15 protein-coding genes are annotated in these 16,362 nt (G+C 43.4%); 9 read left to right on the forward strand and 6 right to left on the reverse strand.

Annotated elements, in window-relative coordinates; translation table 11 throughout:
* Positions 1 to 186: 186 nt before the first annotated feature.
* From cobC to cbiB, 6 genes are read right to left on the reverse strand one after another with little or no spacing between them, the layout of a single operon-like run.
* A complete protein-coding gene (cobC, locus tag ACESPU_RS18750; protein WP_005855050.1) occupies positions 187 to 720 on the reverse strand; it encodes an alpha-ribazole phosphatase in 534 nt (177 codons plus the stop codon).
* 2 nt (positions 721 to 722) lie between these two features.
* Positions 723 to 1,472, reverse strand: coding sequence for an adenosylcobinamide-GDP ribazoletransferase (locus ACESPU_RS18755; RefSeq protein ID WP_158532751.1), 750 nt, complete (start codon positions 1,470 to 1,472; stop codon positions 723 to 725).
* A gap of 1 nt (position 1,473) precedes the next feature.
* The gene (gene cobT / locus ACESPU_RS18760) at positions 1,474 to 2,514 is read right to left on the reverse strand and encodes a nicotinate-nucleotide--dimethylbenzimidazole phosphoribosyltransferase (RefSeq protein WP_005865457.1); all 1,041 of its coding nucleotides are present in this window, start codon (positions 2,512 to 2,514) and stop codon (positions 1,474 to 1,476) included.
* Between the two features lie 30 nt (positions 2,515 to 2,544).
* Positions 2,545 to 3,060: a bifunctional adenosylcobinamide kinase/adenosylcobinamide-phosphate guanylyltransferase gene (locus tag ACESPU_RS18765; RefSeq protein ID WP_008774497.1), complete on the reverse strand. Its 516-nt coding sequence runs from the start codon at positions 3,058 to 3,060 to the stop codon at positions 2,545 to 2,547.
* Positions 3,053 to 3,622, reverse strand: coding sequence for a S4 domain-containing protein (locus ACESPU_RS18770; RefSeq protein ID WP_005855059.1), 570 nt, complete (start codon positions 3,620 to 3,622; stop codon positions 3,053 to 3,055). The genes ACESPU_RS18765 and ACESPU_RS18770 overlap by 8 nt, the downstream gene beginning before the upstream one ends.
* Positions 3,623 to 3,632: 10 nt before the next feature.
* Complete coding sequence (gene cbiB, locus ACESPU_RS18775) at positions 3,633 to 4,592, reverse strand: adenosylcobinamide-phosphate synthase CbiB (protein WP_057329256.1); 960 nt, start codon at positions 4,590 to 4,592, stop codon at positions 3,633 to 3,635.
* A 380-nt stretch (positions 4,593 to 4,972) separates the two neighbouring features.
* On the opposite strand from cbiB, the gene ACESPU_RS18780 reads away from it, so the two are divergent.
* From ACESPU_RS18780 to ACESPU_RS18820, 9 genes are all read left to right on the forward strand, one after another.
* Positions 4,973 to 5,524, forward strand: coding sequence for an RNA polymerase sigma-70 factor (locus tag ACESPU_RS18780; protein WP_009018594.1), 552 nt, complete (start codon positions 4,973 to 4,975; stop codon positions 5,522 to 5,524).
* Between the two features lie 61 nt (positions 5,525 to 5,585).
* Positions 5,586 to 6,566 carry a FecR family protein gene (locus ACESPU_RS18785; RefSeq protein ID WP_009018595.1) on the forward strand — a complete coding sequence of 327 codons (981 nt, stop codon included), beginning with the start codon at positions 5,586 to 5,588 and terminating at the stop codon, positions 6,564 to 6,566.
* A gap of 296 nt (positions 6,567 to 6,862) precedes the next feature.
* Positions 6,863 to 10,153 (forward strand): TonB-dependent receptor, encoded by a 3,291-nt coding sequence (locus tag ACESPU_RS18790; protein ID WP_158532752.1) that lies wholly within the window; start codon positions 6,863 to 6,865, stop codon positions 10,151 to 10,153.
* Positions 10,154 to 10,163: 10 nt separating this feature from the next.
* A complete protein-coding gene (locus ACESPU_RS18795) occupies positions 10,164 to 11,936 on the forward strand; it encodes a RagB/SusD family nutrient uptake outer membrane protein (RefSeq protein WP_373133590.1) in 1,773 nt (590 codons plus the stop codon).
* Positions 11,937 to 11,939: 3 nt separating this feature from the next.
* Positions 11,940 to 13,664, forward strand: coding sequence for an FAD-dependent oxidoreductase (locus ACESPU_RS18800; protein ID WP_048928350.1), 1,725 nt, complete (start codon positions 11,940 to 11,942; stop codon positions 13,662 to 13,664).
* 286 nt (positions 13,665 to 13,950) lie between these two features.
* The gene (gene rpsF, locus ACESPU_RS18805; RefSeq protein ID WP_005865478.1) at positions 13,951 to 14,307 is read left to right on the forward strand and encodes a 30S ribosomal protein S6; all 357 of its coding nucleotides are present in this window, start codon (positions 13,951 to 13,953) and stop codon (positions 14,305 to 14,307) included.
* A 2-nt stretch (positions 14,308 to 14,309) separates the two neighbouring features.
* Positions 14,310 to 14,579 carry a 30S ribosomal protein S18 gene (gene rpsR, locus ACESPU_RS18810; protein ID WP_005637107.1) on the forward strand — a complete coding sequence of 90 codons (270 nt, stop codon included), beginning with the start codon at positions 14,310 to 14,312 and terminating at the stop codon, positions 14,577 to 14,579.
* 21 nt (positions 14,580 to 14,600) lie between these two features.
* The gene (rplI, locus tag ACESPU_RS18815; protein WP_005855078.1) at positions 14,601 to 15,047 is read left to right on the forward strand and encodes a 50S ribosomal protein L9; all 447 of its coding nucleotides are present in this window, start codon (positions 14,601 to 14,603) and stop codon (positions 15,045 to 15,047) included.
* A 135-nt stretch (positions 15,048 to 15,182) separates the two neighbouring features.
* Complete coding sequence (locus ACESPU_RS18820; RefSeq protein ID WP_048928349.1) at positions 15,183 to 16,346, forward strand: N-acetylmuramoyl-L-alanine amidase; 1,164 nt, start codon at positions 15,183 to 15,185, stop codon at positions 16,344 to 16,346.
* Positions 16,347 to 16,362 lie beyond the last annotated feature (16 nt).

Here is a 16,362-nt window from a genome sequence, read left to right on the forward strand (position 1 = left end):
CATTCCGAACAGAGAAGTTAAGCCTCGTCACGCCGATGGTACTGCGTAACAGTGGAAGAGTAGGTAGCCGCCGTCTTAGGTGAAAGGAGTCAGTCGAAAGATTGGCTCCTTTTTTTTATATACACCATCCGTTGTAGAGATGTGGCGTGGCCGCATCTAATCCTTTCGAAATGTGCCGGATTTTGGTTAATCCAGCACTAATTTTACGATAGCCCCGTAAGAGGGTACGTTCTTAAAAGCGTCTTGCAAAGGATATTCGCCAGCGTAGACCCGGGCACAAGTCAATACCCCGCCATGCGCGAACAGGCATACCTTTTGCAGCCCGCTTTTGCGAAGCTCATTCAAGAAGTCGCTAACCCGGTCGTATTGATCTTGTAGGGATTCACCATTTGGAGTCGGGTTATTAACCCAATCCTTAAACCAAGCCTCTGAGCGGGGATCGGAGGATAGCTCATTCCATGACTTCATTTCCCACTCCCCGAAATTCACCTCCTTGATACGGTCTTCTCTCTCCGCCTCCGGAAAGCCGCAATAATTAGCTAAGCGCACGCAGCGGGTAAGGGGACTTGTCCAAACCTTATCGAACGTATGATCGCTCAAGCCTTTTTTTACCTCTTCCGCCTCTTCCTCGAAGGTCGGTTTCAATGGAACATCGGTTTGCCCGTAGGCGTAGCCGGCGGGAACATCGACAGAGGTATGTCTGATTAAATAAATCTCCATAATTATATAGTTTGATAGATGATCACGAAACCCATATAGAAGCTTAACTCACAAAGAAGAAAAGTCGCTCCACAGCAGTCTCCCGTATATCCTTGTATCTTTCTCTTCATGAAAGAGGTGAGGAAGTACCAAGTGATAACCGAGAATATACCCGCTAGTAAGTAAACAGGTTGGGGAAGCCATAATAACGGTAAGAAAGCACAAATGATGCTAAATACATATTCTCGAGAGGTCATTCGGCTATATACGGTCTTGTTCTTGGCTTCCTCCTCTTTCCTTGCGTAAGGCAGGCGATTGATGATCATGCTGGAGACACCTTTGCAAAAAGGATCTCCAGCCAGTATGGCACATCCCGCTAGCTCGATCGGGAGACTGCTTACTAGTAGGTAGAACAGTCCGAAGTAGAAAATCAGTCCGATTACCCCATAGCTACCTATATGCGAGTCTTTCATGATCGCCAATATGCGTTCCCGGCTCGTGCCGCCGCCGAAACCGTCGAAGAAATCCGCCAGCCCGTCCTCATGCAGGCAGCCGGTTATCAGCAATCGGGTAATCATGGCGCATAAGATCGCCACGGATGGCGGAAGAATCAAGGAGGTAGCGTACAAGACCAATACCGACAAACCAGCCGTCAGCCAACCGACCAACGCCCAATGGCTCACGATATTCTTGAAACAGGCCGCCGGAACCTCCGCCAACCGCCAGAACGGTAACCGAGTAAAGAATATAAACGCAGCGAGTATCCGCAACATATCAGAAATATTTAGTGATTGCCGCTTGCTTGAAACTATGCATCTCGTTGATCATGCGAACGGCGGAGTCGAGTATCGGGTAAGCGCATACCGAGCCGGAGCCTTCTCCCAGCCGTAGCCCTAGATCGAGCAATGCTTTCGCCCCCAAGAAATCCAGTACCCGTTTATGCCCGGCCTCGTCGCCGCAATGCCCGAATACGCAATACGATTGCATTTCCGGATATAAGCGGGAAGCCACCAATACGCAATTCGTCATGATAAAACCATCCACGAGGATAATCATCTTCAGTTCGGCGGCACGCAACATGCCTCCTACAGCCATAACCATCTCATACCCTCCGAAGTAGCGCATAACATCCAAGGCGCTTCCATCCCCTTTGTAATTCTCCAACGAGCGTTTCAGTACATTGTATTTATGCCGTACGCCTTCGCTGTCCAGTCCGCTACCGGCCCCCACACAGTCGATCAATGGGATTTGTGTGAGGCAAGTCATCCACATGCTGGAAGCCGCCGTATTCCCGATACCCATCTCTCCGAAACTGATCACGTTACAGCCTTCGTTGTAACAATCCGTCACGATATCGGCTCCGTATTGAAGGGCTTTCTCCATTTCCTCCACGGTCATGGCCGCCTCGTGAAGAAAGTTACGGGTTCCTCCCTTGCGCACCTTGCGGTCGATGAGTTGGGGAATAACGGGGAAATCGAAATCCACGCCGCCATCCACGATCTTCAACTCAAAACCATGCTGGCGGGCAAGGTAGCAAACTCCCGCTCCTCCGTTCAAGAAATTATGGATCACTTGGCGAGTTACCTCCTTGGGAGATTTGCTTACACCCTCGTCGGCGATGCCGTGATCCGATGCATAGATTACGTTCACGGGATGACGCAAGACAGGCGATAAGGTTTGCTGGATCAATCCCACTTGCAGGGCGAGCGCCTCGAGCGTTCCCAATGAGCCTTTCGGCTTTGTCAGATTATCGATCTTGTCTTGTAAAGCGGCCTCCAGCCCTTTGTCCGGGGCCTCGATGTGAAATTGTATCATGATAGTAGTATTTTATATAAGTCGTTGTTCCTATTCCTTGATCTTGACGGGGATTCCGCTGACCATCAAGACAACCTCGTCCGCTTTAGAGGCGATATATTGGTTGAGCCAGCCTTGCATATCGGTAAATTTACGTTGCACCTCGTCTATCGGCACGCCTCCCATACCCAGCTCGTTCGTCACGAAGATCAGGTAGGCATCTTGCCGGGAGAGTTTATCGAACTCCGCTTTGAGGAGGGAGAGGGATAATTCCACGTCGCTTTGATTGTCGAAGAAGAAATTTGTCCCCCAAAGGGTTACGCAATCGATCACCACGACACGATCGGTAAGATCGTGGCGGCTCAAGTATTTCTCCTCCTCTATATTGGTCCACTCGGGTCCACGGTCTCGCTGGTGGCGTTCCACCCGCTTCCGGAACTCCTCGTCCCAGATGCGGGAGGTAGCTAGGTAAACCGGGTTGGGCGACAGCGATAAGGCGAGCCTCTGTGCGTATCCGCTCTTGCCGGACCGCTGTCCTCCGGTTACTAAGATCACTTTCTTACTCATCGCCTCCGTGATTCCTGTTTTTCCGGTGGGCGGCACGTTTCGCCTTGTTGATCGGGTTGTTCTTGCTTGTCTTCCGAAGGGCGGCCGATTTCGGGTTGGCGGCGATCCGCTGCGCCACCGCCGATTTGCTCAGTGCCTTTCCGAACTTGGGGCGTAAGGCATCCCGCAATAACTTCTCCTCGTCGGTAAGCTTGGCGGTCTTGGATTTCCAGCCTCCCTCTTTCTGCGCCTTACGGGCGGCAGCGTATTTATTGAACTTTCCGAACTTCTCCATTTTAGCGCCTTCATGGCCTCCCTTGTTCTCGGGTTTCGCTTTCCGGAGCGTGCCGAGTAATTCTTTTTCTTGCTGCATCTCCTTTTTCTCCTCCTCTTGCAGGCGGATATATTTCTCTACGTTCAAGCGTTCACCGTCCACCAATACGACATCCTCCGCCGTGACCTTCTGGCCTACGTGCGGTTGCTTGCCGTTTACGGTTACCCGTTCCATCTCGATGAAATTGTCTGCTTCCCGGCGTGAGCAAACACCGGCTTCGCTTATCAGTTTGTTTAATCTAATTTCCATATTATTAATATTATATTATTAGTAAAATAAGGGTGACGATCACACCCATCAACAGTTCCGTATTACTATTCACTTGAATGGCGATACGCATATCCTCGGTCGTGAAAGGCCTCGCGTTCGTTCCGATATAAGGCTTCTCCACCGGTTTGCCGAAATAATCGTGCGTCCCCCCGAACTGGCAGTCCAAGACCGCCGCCAAGGCCGCTTCTGGATAACCGGAATTAGGGCTTGCGTGTTCAGGGCCGAAACGCCGTACGAAATCCCTTTTCCCCCAATTATTGGAGACCAGCAACATCAAATAGGCCGTGAGGCGGGCCGGGATGTAATTGGCGATATCGTCGATTTGCGCCGCTATCCGTCCGAACTCAAGGTAACGTTCATTCTTATAACCGATCATCGAGTCCAGTGTATTCACCATCTTGTAAGCCATCATCCCCGGCAACCCCAGCAGGGCAAACCAAAACATCGGGGCGATCACGCCGTCGCTTAAGTTCTCGGACAAGGTCTCCAACGCCGCCGCCCGTATCTCTTGCGGCGACAAGTTCGAGGTATCCCTCCCCACGATCCGTGCCACTTGCCGCCGTCCTTCTTCCGTGCTACGGTCCACGGCCTCGAACACCGCCTTCACTTCCTTGATAAGCGTCTTTCCGGATAGGCAATAAAATACGCCGACAGCCGTCAGCAACCCACTGAACTGCGGATGTATGATCCAAGCCCACGACAATATCCACTCGCAGATTAAATACACGCCAAGGATAAGCACGACTGCCAGTATGCCGCCTTTTAGGACCCGCTCGGAGCCTTTATTCAACGCTTTCTCTCCGGCGCTGATCGCTTTGCCAAACCATACGATAGGATGGGGCCAACCTTCCGGGTCTCCCAGCAACCGGTCGGATAACCAACCACCCAAAAAGGGCACGATCTTGAGTAAATTGATAGAATGATGTAACCAATACATATTGAATGTCATTGAAGGAACAAACTTAGACAAAAAAAAGAACATAAGGAAGCGGTAAGCGATTCTTCATCACACATTAGGCGAAAGAAACCTACATTTAAAGGATTTCGAGCGTAGACTTTCATATTCTATCAGCCGTTAAATGATCATCCACCATCTGTTGCATGATCTTCTAACAGTTGGTGGATGATCATACAACGGATGGTAGAAGATGAATAGGTACGGAAAAAACGGCTAAAGAATGCCTTTAGAAGCCTTAAATCTTCGGGAAGGGAGGACTTGATATACAGTGGATTCCTTTCAATTTTGTGTTTATTAACAAAAAAACGTTCTTACGGCCGGTTATTATTACTTTATTTGCTCCCACCGTATCGTGAAAGGAGTTAATCGAGATGACAGATGAAAAATCCATTTTAGAACAATTTGCCGTTGGAAATCATACCGCTTTCCGGGAATTGTTCATGCGTTACCATCTGAAAGTCTATTATTTCGTGCTGGGACTCGTGAAGTCCGAGAGTGATGCCGAGGACTTGACCCAAGAGATTTTCCTAAAGCTTTGGACGCATCGGAGTCGTTTCACGGAAGTGAGGACGTTCGGTTCCTACCTCTATGTGCTGGCGAAGCATACGGCGTTCAATTATATCGAATCCCGCCGGGTGAATCTCGTGAGCTTGGAGAGTGCTTCGGAGGAAGACGAGGAGCGAAGTACGCCTTATGAGGATTTAGTCGCTAAGGATTTGCGATTGTTGGTGGATATGATTGTAGAGACCATGCCGCCACAGCGGAGGATGATCTACCGGATGAGCCGTAATGAGGGATTGTCGAACACAGAGATCGCCGAGAATTTACAACTCTCAAAAAAGACCGTGGAAAAACATTTGAATCTAGCGTTAAGGGAATTGCGGAACGTAGTATTGACTTTCCTTCTTGTTATGATATGTTAATGAATTGAGGGTGAAGTGAGAAAAGTAGGTCCTATAAACAAGATAAAATAGAAAAGCAGGAATGAGTCCTATAAAAAAGATATTAAAATACTTTTTCCATCATTCGTTCTCCGGGGAGATGGTGGATCGGGTACATCAACGATTGGCGGAGCCGGGAGACGAACGGGAAAAGGAAGAGGTTTTACGGGAGATCTGGAATGAGATCGGTTTTCCGGAGGCGGATAAACGAAGCGAGATGGCTTTCGCCCGGTTGGAGAATACATTGGACGTGAGGCCCCGTCCCTGTCTGCGTATCCCGGCATGGGTGCGTATCGCCGCTATCTGGCTGATCCCTTTGTTGTCGTTGGGTGTTTCTTATTATCTATATAGAGACGCACGGGATGTCAGGCAGCTCGCTTTTATGGAGCGGTTCGTACCTTCCGGCAAGCGGGAGCGGATCACCTTGCCCGATGGTAGCGAGGTCTGGTTGAATTCCGGTACCTTGCTGCTTTATCCATCCGACTTTATCGGGGATAAGCGAGAGATCTATCTGGTGGGAGAGGGATATTTCAAGGTGCGAAAACGTCCTGAGCAACCTTTCATTGTGCGGACGAAAGCGATGCGGGTACAAGTGTTGGGTACCGAGTTTAATTTATCCGCTTACTCGGACCAAGAGAAGATAACGACAACCTTGGAGGAAGGTTCCTTGAAGATCCTTCCTGATGATCCCTCGGTGGCTCCATGTATATTGAGTCCTAACGAGCAGCTTGTCTATATCCCTTCCCGGGGAAAGGTGGACGTGCGGCAGGTGGTGGGCTCGGATTACTCGGCATGGAAAGAGGGAGGCTTGTTGTTTAACAACGATTCTTTCGAGGATATTTTAAAAACCTTGGAACGTGTCTATAATGTGAAGGTGCATTTGCGTACCTCCGCTTATCATTCCAACCGGCTTACGATCCATTTCAATAAGAATGAGTCATTGGTGAACATCATGATGCTGCTCAAGGAGATAGTACCTGGTTTAGAGTATCAGATCAAAGAGGATGGAGTCTATATTGATTAAAATGTATATTTCTTAGTCTTCTTTTAAAAGTGAAAGTATATATAGAAACGAGTGTGTTTACCAATTAGAAGTAAAAACTTTATCTCACTGTTTGTTTGTCGAGCTGAACAATAGATACGAGCTTTCGATAAACAGTTTGGTGTTTGTGTCCATTTGAAATTTCTATTACTCAATGTTCTGCGTTTTACATTTGTTAACTTTGTTCTGTTAGGTGTATCCTTCGTATTCCTTGTCCTAATAACGAGTACGTACTATAGAAGGAAATATAAATGTTTAACTAAAAAATCTAATATCGCATGAACAGGAATAAATCTATATGTATCACTATTCTTTGTTTGAGTCTTGCTATGGTTCGGAGTTTGCCTATTGATGCGCAAAAAGTGACATTTCATGACGGTTTTATCTCTTTAAAACAAGCATTTGAGAAACTAGAGTCAGTCTCGACTTATAAGATAGCCTATAATGATAGTCAATTGGATGTGTCGAGAAAGGTCTTGATGGATCAAAAAGAAATGGAAGTCTTGTTGGCCTTATCGCAATTGTTAAAGAATACGGGGTACACATATAAGACAAATGGAAATTACATACTTATTGTACCGGAGAAAGCGGATGATACCACGAAAGACAGAAAAAGAGTATCGGGTGTGATTGTCGATAACCAAGGTATCCCTGTGATTGGTGCAAATGTTGTGGAGAAGGGGACTGCAAACGGAACTATCACTGATATTGATGGAAAATTCACGTTAGAGGTAAGCGGTAATGCTACTCTTCAAGTCTCATATATCGGCTATAATACGCAAGAATTATCGGTCTTAGGAAAGACCGATTTCTCCATTAAACTTGGCGAGGATACGCAAGCTTTAGACGAGGTGGTCGTTGTTGGATATGGAACACAAAAGAAGGTAAATCTGACGGGAGCGGTGCAAAGTATTTCTAGTCAGGATTTAACGAAGCGAAACCTTTCCAGTTCATCTCAAGCCTTACAAGGCTTGATACCGGGTATGGTTGTTACCCAAAGTTCCGGAGCTCCGGGAGCGACGGCCTCCATCCAAATCCGAGGAACGGGATCGATCAATTCGAATAGTGAGCCTTTGGTATTGATAGATGGGGTTGAGGGGGATATGAACTCTGTCGATATGAATGCGATAGAGTCTGTCTCTGTATTGAAAGATGCTGCATCAGCGTCGATCTATGGATCTCGTGCCTCTAATGGTGTCATTTTGGTGACAACCAAAAGGGCTAAAGAAAATAAATTATCGGTCTCTTATAATGGTTATGTAGGATTTCGTACGCCTACCTCGACTCCTAATCCCGTAGATGCGGTCACTTATATGGAGGCTATCAATCAAGCGTGCGTTAATAATAATCAAGCCCCTCAATATTCGGAAGAGGTAATTAATGCCTATAAGACTTCTGGGGCAGATAATATTCATAGGTATGATACGAATTGGAAAGATCTAGTATTTGATGAAATCACGTTAACACACAATCATTCACTTAGTGTTAGTGGTGGTAGTGATGTGTTAAAGACATTTGTCAATGCTTCCTATAATTATGAGGATGGTTTAATACCAAATAATTCGTTCAAACGTACTGCTATTCGTTCAAACACGGACGTTAAGCTAACAGAGTGGCTTAGGGCGGGTTTAAACCTGAATATCCGTAGAAGCATTCAAAAAGACCCGACGAGTGGAACAAATAATATTATAAATAGTACGTTGCGTTTTACACCTCTTTTTGGGGCTGTTAATAATGATGGAACTTGGGGAAATGGCCAAAATGGTATCAATCCGTTAGCGCAAGCGATTGATGGTGGGGTTAAGGTTGTAGATAATAATGATATAGATGTAAAAGGAACTCTCGCTTTGACACCAATCAAAGGTATGGAGATCTTGGCCAGTTATGCCAGCAGGCGGTATGAGAATAAACAAGATAAGTTTCAGAATACCTATGATACTTATGAAGGTGGTAATTTTATCATGACTTATCCTACGACTAAATCTAGGTACGAGGAGTGGTATCAGTTAATTAAGAACCAGTTTAACGCTCAGGTGACTTATGAAAATACTTTCAATGAAAGGCATTATTTTAAGGGCTTTTTGGGATTTCAAACCGATGAGTTCAAAAATAAGTCGTTTGGTGGTTCACGTAATAATTATTACTATGATGGCTACGAGGAAATGAATCATGGGGATGCCTCTTCCTCTATGGTTAATGGTAATAGTTCTAAATTGACTATGATGTCATATTTCGCTCGCTTTAATTATACTTTTGCGGACAAATATTTAATCGAACTTACCGGACGTTACGATGGCTCATCAAGGTTCACTGCTAAAAATCGCTGGGGATTTTTTCCTTCAGTGTCTATTGGATGGCGAATATCAGAGGAACATTTCTTCGATCCATTAAAAGATGCGATTGATAATTTGAAGATCCGTGCTTCGTATGGTTCTTTAGGAAACCAAGACCTCAAGGACTATTATCCATATGCGTCTGTATTAGCCTTGGATGCCTCGTATTGGTTTGGAGATAGTAAAAATTATACTACAGGAATTTATTCCAATGCGTTGTCTAATCCTGAAATCTCTTGGGAGAAATCACAGCAGTTTGATTTTGGATTGGATATTACCGCTTTTAATACCCGTTTGGATGTGACGTTTGATTATTACATCCGTGAAATTAGCGATATGTTGCAACAATTTCCCGTGACTTATGCGGTTGGTTTGACTTCTCCATGGGAGAATGCGGGCAATATGAGAAATAACGGTTGGGATTTAAGCATGATGTGGCATGATCGGATAGGAAAAGTGAAATATAACATTAGGGCTATGTTATCCGATGTAAAAAATGAGGTGACGGATCTGTATGGAAATAAGTATATTAATGATAATAATACGACACAAGAGGGATTCCCTATAAGTTCTTGGTATGGATATGTGGCTGATGGATATTTCCAGTCTAAAGAGGAGATTAATAACTATCCAGTTTATGGGAATAATAAAGATAATGTAAAGCCCGGATATATAAAATATAAGGATATTAGTGGCCCTGAAGGGGTACCTGATGGCCAGATAACAGATGCGGATCGTACGATTATCGGTGATCCACAACCACGTTATTCTTTTAGTCTGAATCTAGGTGCGGAATGGAATAACTTTGACTTTAATGTGTTTTTACAAGGAGTGGGTAAACGGGATATATTCTTTAACGGAGCAGGAGCAAGGCCGTTTTGGATGGGAGGTACTGTTTACGAACATCAGTTGGATTCTTGGTCTGAAGAGAATCGAAATGCAGAATATCCTCTATTATTGATTGATGGTTCAGGCGGAGGAAACATGAATAATATTCCTTCTTCTTTTTGGGTAAAGAGTGGGGCTTATATGCGTTTAAAGAACGTGAGTGTAGGTTATTCATTGCCTAAGAATATATTAGGTAAATCAGGGCTTAGTAATGTGCGATTTTATCTAAGCGGCCAAAATCTACTCACAATAGCAAAAGGATATAAAGGATATGATCCTGAAGGTGATGTATCATCTTATTATCCGGTTACTCAGGTTTATACATTTGGTGTCGATATAAAATTTTAAAGGAAAGGTTATGAAAAGATACAGATTCATTTATACGATTTGCGTGTTACTTGTTTTTATTAATATATCATGCAGTGATTTTTTGGATGTGGAAGATACGAATCCGTCTTACACAAACGAGGGATTTTATACAAATGAGAACGCAATCAGAGAAGGGGCAACTGGTGTATATTCGAACATATATATGCAGGTTGTAGGAGAACTCGCCCATACGACAATCTTTGATTTTTATACAGGGCTAGCTCTGGAAAGAAATGAGAATACGACGATTGGTGCGGGAGGTGGTTTAAATGCGGATAACAGCGATATACTTAAATTCTGGTCCCAACTTTATACGAACGTAGCGAGAGCAAACGCATTTTTAACAGGTGTGAAGCCGAATATGGATGATCTTAGTAAGAAGTCTTTACAGTATGTATCAGAGGTTCGTGTGTTAAGAGCGTATTATTATTATCTGTTAATCGCTTTATGGGGGGATGTGCCTTTTTATACAGAACCTCCCACTTCCGATCAGTATGAGGTGGAAAAAACATCAAGGGTTAAAATATTGGATTTTATTATAAACGAATGTAATGAAGCTACCGAATATCTAGATTGGATCGCAATGGATAGAGGACGTGTTGATAAATCATTTGCGTATGGTCTTATCAATCGTATGGCTTTATTAGGGGGGAGTTTAGATTTCGGAGGAAAAAGTACTGAATATTTTAAAATAGCCGCTGAAGCAGCCTCAAAAGTGATCGGGAAACGTTTGCTAGCATTGAACTACGAGGATTTGTTTGTCGTGGAAGGACAGGCGAAAGCAGATGTCCGAAACGAGATGATTTTGGAGATGATCTATAATGTTGATGGTACGAATGTTCACAGGAATTGGACTGGATTTGGTTTTGTCTCTCGTATGCAAGGACAAACGTCTCGACATCCGAGTATGCTGTTGGCAGATACTTATGAATGTATAGATGGGAAACGTATTGATGAATCTCCACTATATGATGTACATCACCCACAAAAGAACAGGGATCCTCGTTTCAAGGCTACTTTATGGATGCATGGAGATACAGCTACTTGTAATAATGGTTCTTTGAATACCGTTATTATCAATGCCTATGATGACGAGACACAACAATATAATTATACGACCGGTGAATGGGAGGTTAGAAATAATGATGATATAAATAGCGCTGCGGCTTGGGCTAGTTTTACCAATGCCGGGTGTGGTTATATTATAGCTAAATATAGTAAAGAAACATCCCAAAATATTAGCTATACAAGTCAAAATGTACCAATCATGCGGTATGCGGAAATCTTACTTGGTTATGCGGAAGCGAAGATTGAACTAGGGGAGTTGGATCAGAGTGTTTATGACGCTATCAATCAAGTACGGAATCGTGTAGGGATGCCCAATGTATCGGCTGATAGAATCGGAAATATAGAGAAAATGCGTCAATTAGTAAGAAGAGAGCGTAAAGTAGAATTCGCTATTGAAGGATTGCATCTGATCGATATGAGAAGATGGGGTATTGGGGATTTAGAAAATGAGAAACCGATGTATGGCCGTCCTATCGAGGAAATTCGTTATAAAGGTTTGTCCGAGACCGATATTCCTAATTTTAAGAAATCGGATCGTCATGATTTAAATGATATTCCTGATTATGAGTCTTATAAAGAGAAATTGAAAGTAAGGGACGCAAATCGTTATTGGGATTCTAAATTTGAGTTATGGCCTATTCCTCAACAAGAATTGGATCGTAATCCTAAATTAGTTCAAAATAAAGGGTATTAAAATATGAAACGACGAGATTTTTTGACTTATAGTTTATTGACAGGAGGAAGCTCGCTTTTGCTTCCTCTTGTGACAGCTTGCCAAAAAGGGAATAAGATTTCCTCTTCCATGCCGATTGAAGGAGGAGCGAAAGTAGAGGAAATGAAAGCTGATATTGTGGTTGTTGGAGGAGGAATGGGCGGTTGTGCGACTGCGTTAGCCGCTTGTAGAAATGGTATGAATGTAATTCTTACGGAAGAAACGGATTGGATTGGTGGACAGGTTTCCCAGCAAGGTGTACCGCCAGACGAACATAAATGGATTGAGTCTGGTGGAGCTACCGCATCTTATCGAATGTATAGAAATAAAATACGTGATTTTTATCGGTATCATTATCATTTAACAGAGGCGGCTCGTAATAATCCATATCTAAATCCGGGTAATGGTGGTGTATCTAAAATATGCCATGAACCGATGGTTTCTGTGGAGGTCTTGATGGAAATGCTAATGCCTTATGTTAGTGCGGGAAAATTACAAATTTTGTTAAATCATAAGGCTCAAAGTTCCGATGTGCAGGGAGATGAAGTGTTAGCTGTTACTGTACGAGATAGACAAAATGGAGAACTTGTAACCTTGACCGCTCCCTATTTTGTGGATGCGACAGAGTGTGGTGATTTACTACCACTGACGAAGACTGAATATGTAACAGGTTCGGAGTCGCAAGAAGATACAAAAGAGCTGCATGCTGCTAAGCAGTCAAATCCTTTGAATAATCAGGCTTTTACTGTTTGTTTTGCGATGGAATACATACCGGGAGAAGATTGGACAATCGATAAGCCAGATAATTATACGTTTTGGGCTAACTATATACCAAATTTAACTCCTGCATGGCCGGGTAAATTGTTGAGTATGACCTATCCGACACCATCTACATTAAAACCTAATCATGCCGTCTGTATTCCTGATGGAACACCAACGGATGCTTTTAACTTTTGGATGTATCGTAGAATTATAGATCAGCATAATTTTCTTCCAGGTACTTACCAAGGGAGCACGACTCTTGTTAATTGGCCTCAGAATGATTATATGTTAGGGAATATTATAGATGTGCCCGAGAATGAATTTCAGAAGCATGTGGATGCCGCAAAAGCTTTGAATCTTTCATTGTTATATTGGCTACAGACTGAAGCCCCACGACCAGATGGTGGTGTTGGTTGGAAGGGATTAAGGCTCCGTAAAAATTTGCTTGGTACGAAAGATGGAATGGCTAAATATCCTTATATAAGGGAGTCACGCCGCATTAAAGCGGAATTTAGAATTTTAGAGGAGCATGTGGGCGAAGAGAATAGGAAGTTGATATCAGGAGAAACAACTGCTGCTGCATTTTATGATAGTGTTGGTATTGGTTATTATCATATAGATTTGCATCCTTCTTGTGGAGGAGACAATTATATAGATTTCAACTCTCTTCGTTTTCAAATACCGTTAGGTGCTTTATTACCACAGCGGGTAAATAATTTGTTCCCTGCATGTAAAAATATAGGGACGACTCACATAACAAATGGGTGTTATCGTACCCATCCAGTAGAGTGGGGAATAGGAGAAGCTGTAGGTTTATTAATTACCTATGCCAGTAAAAAGCAAATATCCGCTCGTATTATTCGCAGCGATAAGAATATGCTAACGGATTTCCAGCAATGGATTCAAAAAGAAGGAGTCGAGATTGCATGGAAAAAAGAACTTGTGTAAATATTGTGTGTTGGTAAAAATTAGGATTGGAGAACCGTATTAATGGAATCAAGAAATGAATTCTTGTTTTGTTGATACGGTTCTTTTCTTTTTATGTCAAGAAAATGTTTTTACCTTTAGACGGGCAAAAAGAATCCCGAATGAGTGGGTGTGGATTTTTTTTGTATTAAAATAGGTTAAGCGAAAGTTTTTTCTTTTTAATAATATGTATTTGTTTGTCAGTTACGAAATAATCACTACCTTTGCACCGCAAAATTTTTTATTAATCAATATTAAACAGCGTTTTATGAACAATTACGAAACCGTTTTCATTTTGACTCCCGTTTTGTCTGACGCTCAGATGAAGGAAGCGGTAGAGAAATTCACGAACCTTCTGAAAGCTCAAGGAGCTGAGATCGTGAATGAAGAGAACTGGGGCTTGCGCAAGTTAGCTTATCCTATCGACAAGAAGACAACAGGCTTCTACCAGTTGGTTGAATTCAAGGCAGATCCTAGTGTTATCGCTACGTTGGAGTTGAACTTCCGTCGTGACGAGCGTGTGATCCGCTTCTTGACTTTCCGTCAAGACAAGTATGCCGCAGAATATGCAGCTAAGAGAAGAAATCTGAAATCATCTAAAGAAACAGTAAAGGAGAATAATTAATTATGGCAGCAACTCAATCAGAAATCAGATATTTAACTCCGCCTTCAGTAGACGTTAAGAAGAAAAAATATTGCCGTTTCAAAAAGAACGGTATCAAGTATATCGATTATAAGGATCCTGAATTCTTGAAGAAATTCTTGAACGAGCAAGGTAAGATCCTTCCGCGTCGTATCACTGGTACTTCCTTGAAGTTCCAACGTCGTGTAGCTCAGGCTGTAAAGCGTGCTCGTCACTTGGCTTTGCTTCCTTACGTAACCGATTTGATGAAATAATTAATTAAGAGGAGACAGAATATGCAAGTTATTTTGAAAGAAGATGTAGTGAATTTAGGCTACAAAGACGATATCGTAACAGTAAAAGACGGTTACGGACGTAACTTTCTAATCCCCACGGGTAAGGCAGTGATCGCTTCAGAGTCTGCTAAGAAAGTATTGGCTGAGAACTTGAAGCAACGTGCCCACAAATTGGCTAAGATCAAGGAAGACGCTCAGACTTTGGCCGCTAAGTTAGAGGGTGTAGCTTTGACGATTGGCGCTAAGACTAGCTCTACAGGTACGATCTTCGGTTCTGTAACGAATATCCAAGTTGCTGAGGCTTTGGCTAAGGCTGGTTTCGAGAATATCGATCGTAAGATTATCTATATCAAGGAGTCTGTTAAGGAAGTAGGTAGCTATAAGGCTGTTTTGAAACTTCACAAAGAGGTTTCCGTTGAGGTTCCTTTCGAGGTTGTTTCTGAATAATAGATACTTTAATATATCATGAAAGAGGGTAGTTTCGAAACTGCCCTCTTTTTTTGTTTTAATTATAAAAAAAGACATCTGTCAATCAGCAAAAAAGCGCTACATTTGTTCCCGAATTTGCAATAATTTTAGAAAGTGAGCAAAAAGTCTTTTCTATATATTAACTTGCTATTTGCGTTGTTTTTTTTCTTGCCCGGACTTCAGGCGAGAGAGAAGACTTTTACGGTCGTGATCGATGCTGGGCATGGCGGGAAGGATCCGGGCGCTAGAGGGGCGAATATTAATGAGAAGGAGATAAATCTCGCTGTCGCCTTAAAATTGGGTCGATTGATAGAGAATAATGCGGAGGATGTGCGTGTGATCTATACTCGTAAGACGGATCGTTTTATCGAGTTGGACGAACGTGCGAATATAGCGAACCGGAATAAGGCGGATCTTTTCGTGTCTATCCATACGAATGCCGTAAAGCGTGGAAGTACCGTGCAAGGTACGGAGACGTATACGCTGGGTTTGGCCCGTAGCGAAGAGAACTTAGAGGTGGCTATGAGCGAGAACTCAGCGATCTTGTTGGAGGATAATTATCAACAACGGTATGAGGGATTTGACCCGAACTCTTCGGAGTCATATATCATTTTCGAGTTTATGCAGAATAAGCATATGGAGCAAAGTATTAGTCTGGCTTCCGAGATACAGAAATCGTTCGGGGCTTGTAAGCGGGTAGACCGTGGCGTAAGACAGGCTGGTTTTTTGGTGCTTCGCAAAACGAGCATGCCCAGTGTTCTGGTCGAGTTGGGGTATATCTCGAATCGTCAAGAAGAGCAGTTCATGAGAACCGCCGCCGGACAAAATAAATTGGCGGAAGCGTTGTACGATGCTTTTTGCAAATATAAGAAGAATTACGATCGTCGTAAAGGAAATATTTCCGGAGTTGTCGCTGCTCCCGTAGCGAATGAGGAAACTCCGCCTCCGGGGAGCGAGGCTGATATCTTAAATAAAAAACAGCAAGCCACAAGACAGAAAACCTCAGTTTCTTCTACCACTTCCGTGAACAGGAACACGAAAGGAAAGGTTATATATAAGATACAATTCTTGACTTCCAATAAGAAGCTTCCTGCGAACTCCCGGTTATTTAAGGGGTACAAGAACGTGGATTTCTATGTGGAGAAAGGTATCTATAAATACACGTATGGCGAGACTTCGGATTTTAACTCGATCCGGAAGATGCGCCGAACGATCGCTAAGGATTTTAAAGATGCCTTCATCATCGCTTTTAAGGATGGGAAGAAGGTGAAATATTAATGATATAGGAATAAAT

This window comes from Parabacteroides sp. 20_3 (genome assembly GCF_964238835.1).
Taxonomy (GTDB): domain Bacteria; phylum Bacteroidota; class Bacteroidia; order Bacteroidales; family Tannerellaceae; genus Parabacteroides; species Parabacteroides distasonis.

What these genes read in the sequence shown, in the direction of transcription:
- rpsF (WP_005865478.1), top strand. Translation starts at nt 13,951, where the DNA reads ATGAACAATTACGAAACCGTTTTCATTTTGACTCCCGTTTTGTCTGAC.
- ACESPU_RS18765 (WP_008774497.1), bottom strand. Translation starts at nt 3,060, where the DNA reads ATGAGTAAGAAAGTGATCTTAGTAACCGGAGGACAGCGGTCCGGCAAG.
- cbiB (WP_057329256.1), bottom strand. Translation starts at nt 4,592, where the DNA reads ATGACATTCAATATGTATTGGTTACATCATTCTATCAATTTACTCAAG.
- rplI (WP_005855078.1), top strand. Translation starts at nt 14,601, where the DNA reads ATGCAAGTTATTTTGAAAGAAGATGTAGTGAATTTAGGCTACAAAGAC.
- cobT (WP_005865457.1), bottom strand. Translation starts at nt 2,514, where the DNA reads ATGATACAATTTCACATCGAGGCCCCGGACAAAGGGCTGGAGGCCGCT.
- ACESPU_RS18790 (WP_158532752.1), top strand. Translation starts at nt 6,863, where the DNA reads ATGAACAGGAATAAATCTATATGTATCACTATTCTTTGTTTGAGTCTT.
- ACESPU_RS18780 (WP_009018594.1), top strand. Translation starts at nt 4,973, where the DNA reads ATGACAGATGAAAAATCCATTTTAGAACAATTTGCCGTTGGAAATCAT.
- rpsR (WP_005637107.1), top strand. Translation starts at nt 14,310, where the DNA reads ATGGCAGCAACTCAATCAGAAATCAGATATTTAACTCCGCCTTCAGTA.
- ACESPU_RS18770 (WP_005855059.1), bottom strand. Translation starts at nt 3,622, where the DNA reads ATGGAAATTAGATTAAACAAACTGATAAGCGAAGCCGGTGTTTGCTCA.
- ACESPU_RS18800 (WP_048928350.1), top strand. Translation starts at nt 11,940, where the DNA reads ATGAAACGACGAGATTTTTTGACTTATAGTTTATTGACAGGAGGAAGC.
- ACESPU_RS18795 (WP_373133590.1), top strand. Translation starts at nt 10,164, where the DNA reads ATGAAAAGATACAGATTCATTTATACGATTTGCGTGTTACTTGTTTTT.
- ACESPU_RS18785 (WP_009018595.1), top strand. Translation starts at nt 5,586, where the DNA reads ATGAGTCCTATAAAAAAGATATTAAAATACTTTTTCCATCATTCGTTC.
- ACESPU_RS18755 (WP_158532751.1), bottom strand. Translation starts at nt 1,472, where the DNA reads ATGTTGCGGATACTCGCTGCGTTTATATTCTTTACTCGGTTACCGTTC.
- cobC (WP_005855050.1), bottom strand. Translation starts at nt 720, where the DNA reads ATGGAGATTTATTTAATCAGACATACCTCTGTCGATGTTCCCGCCGGC.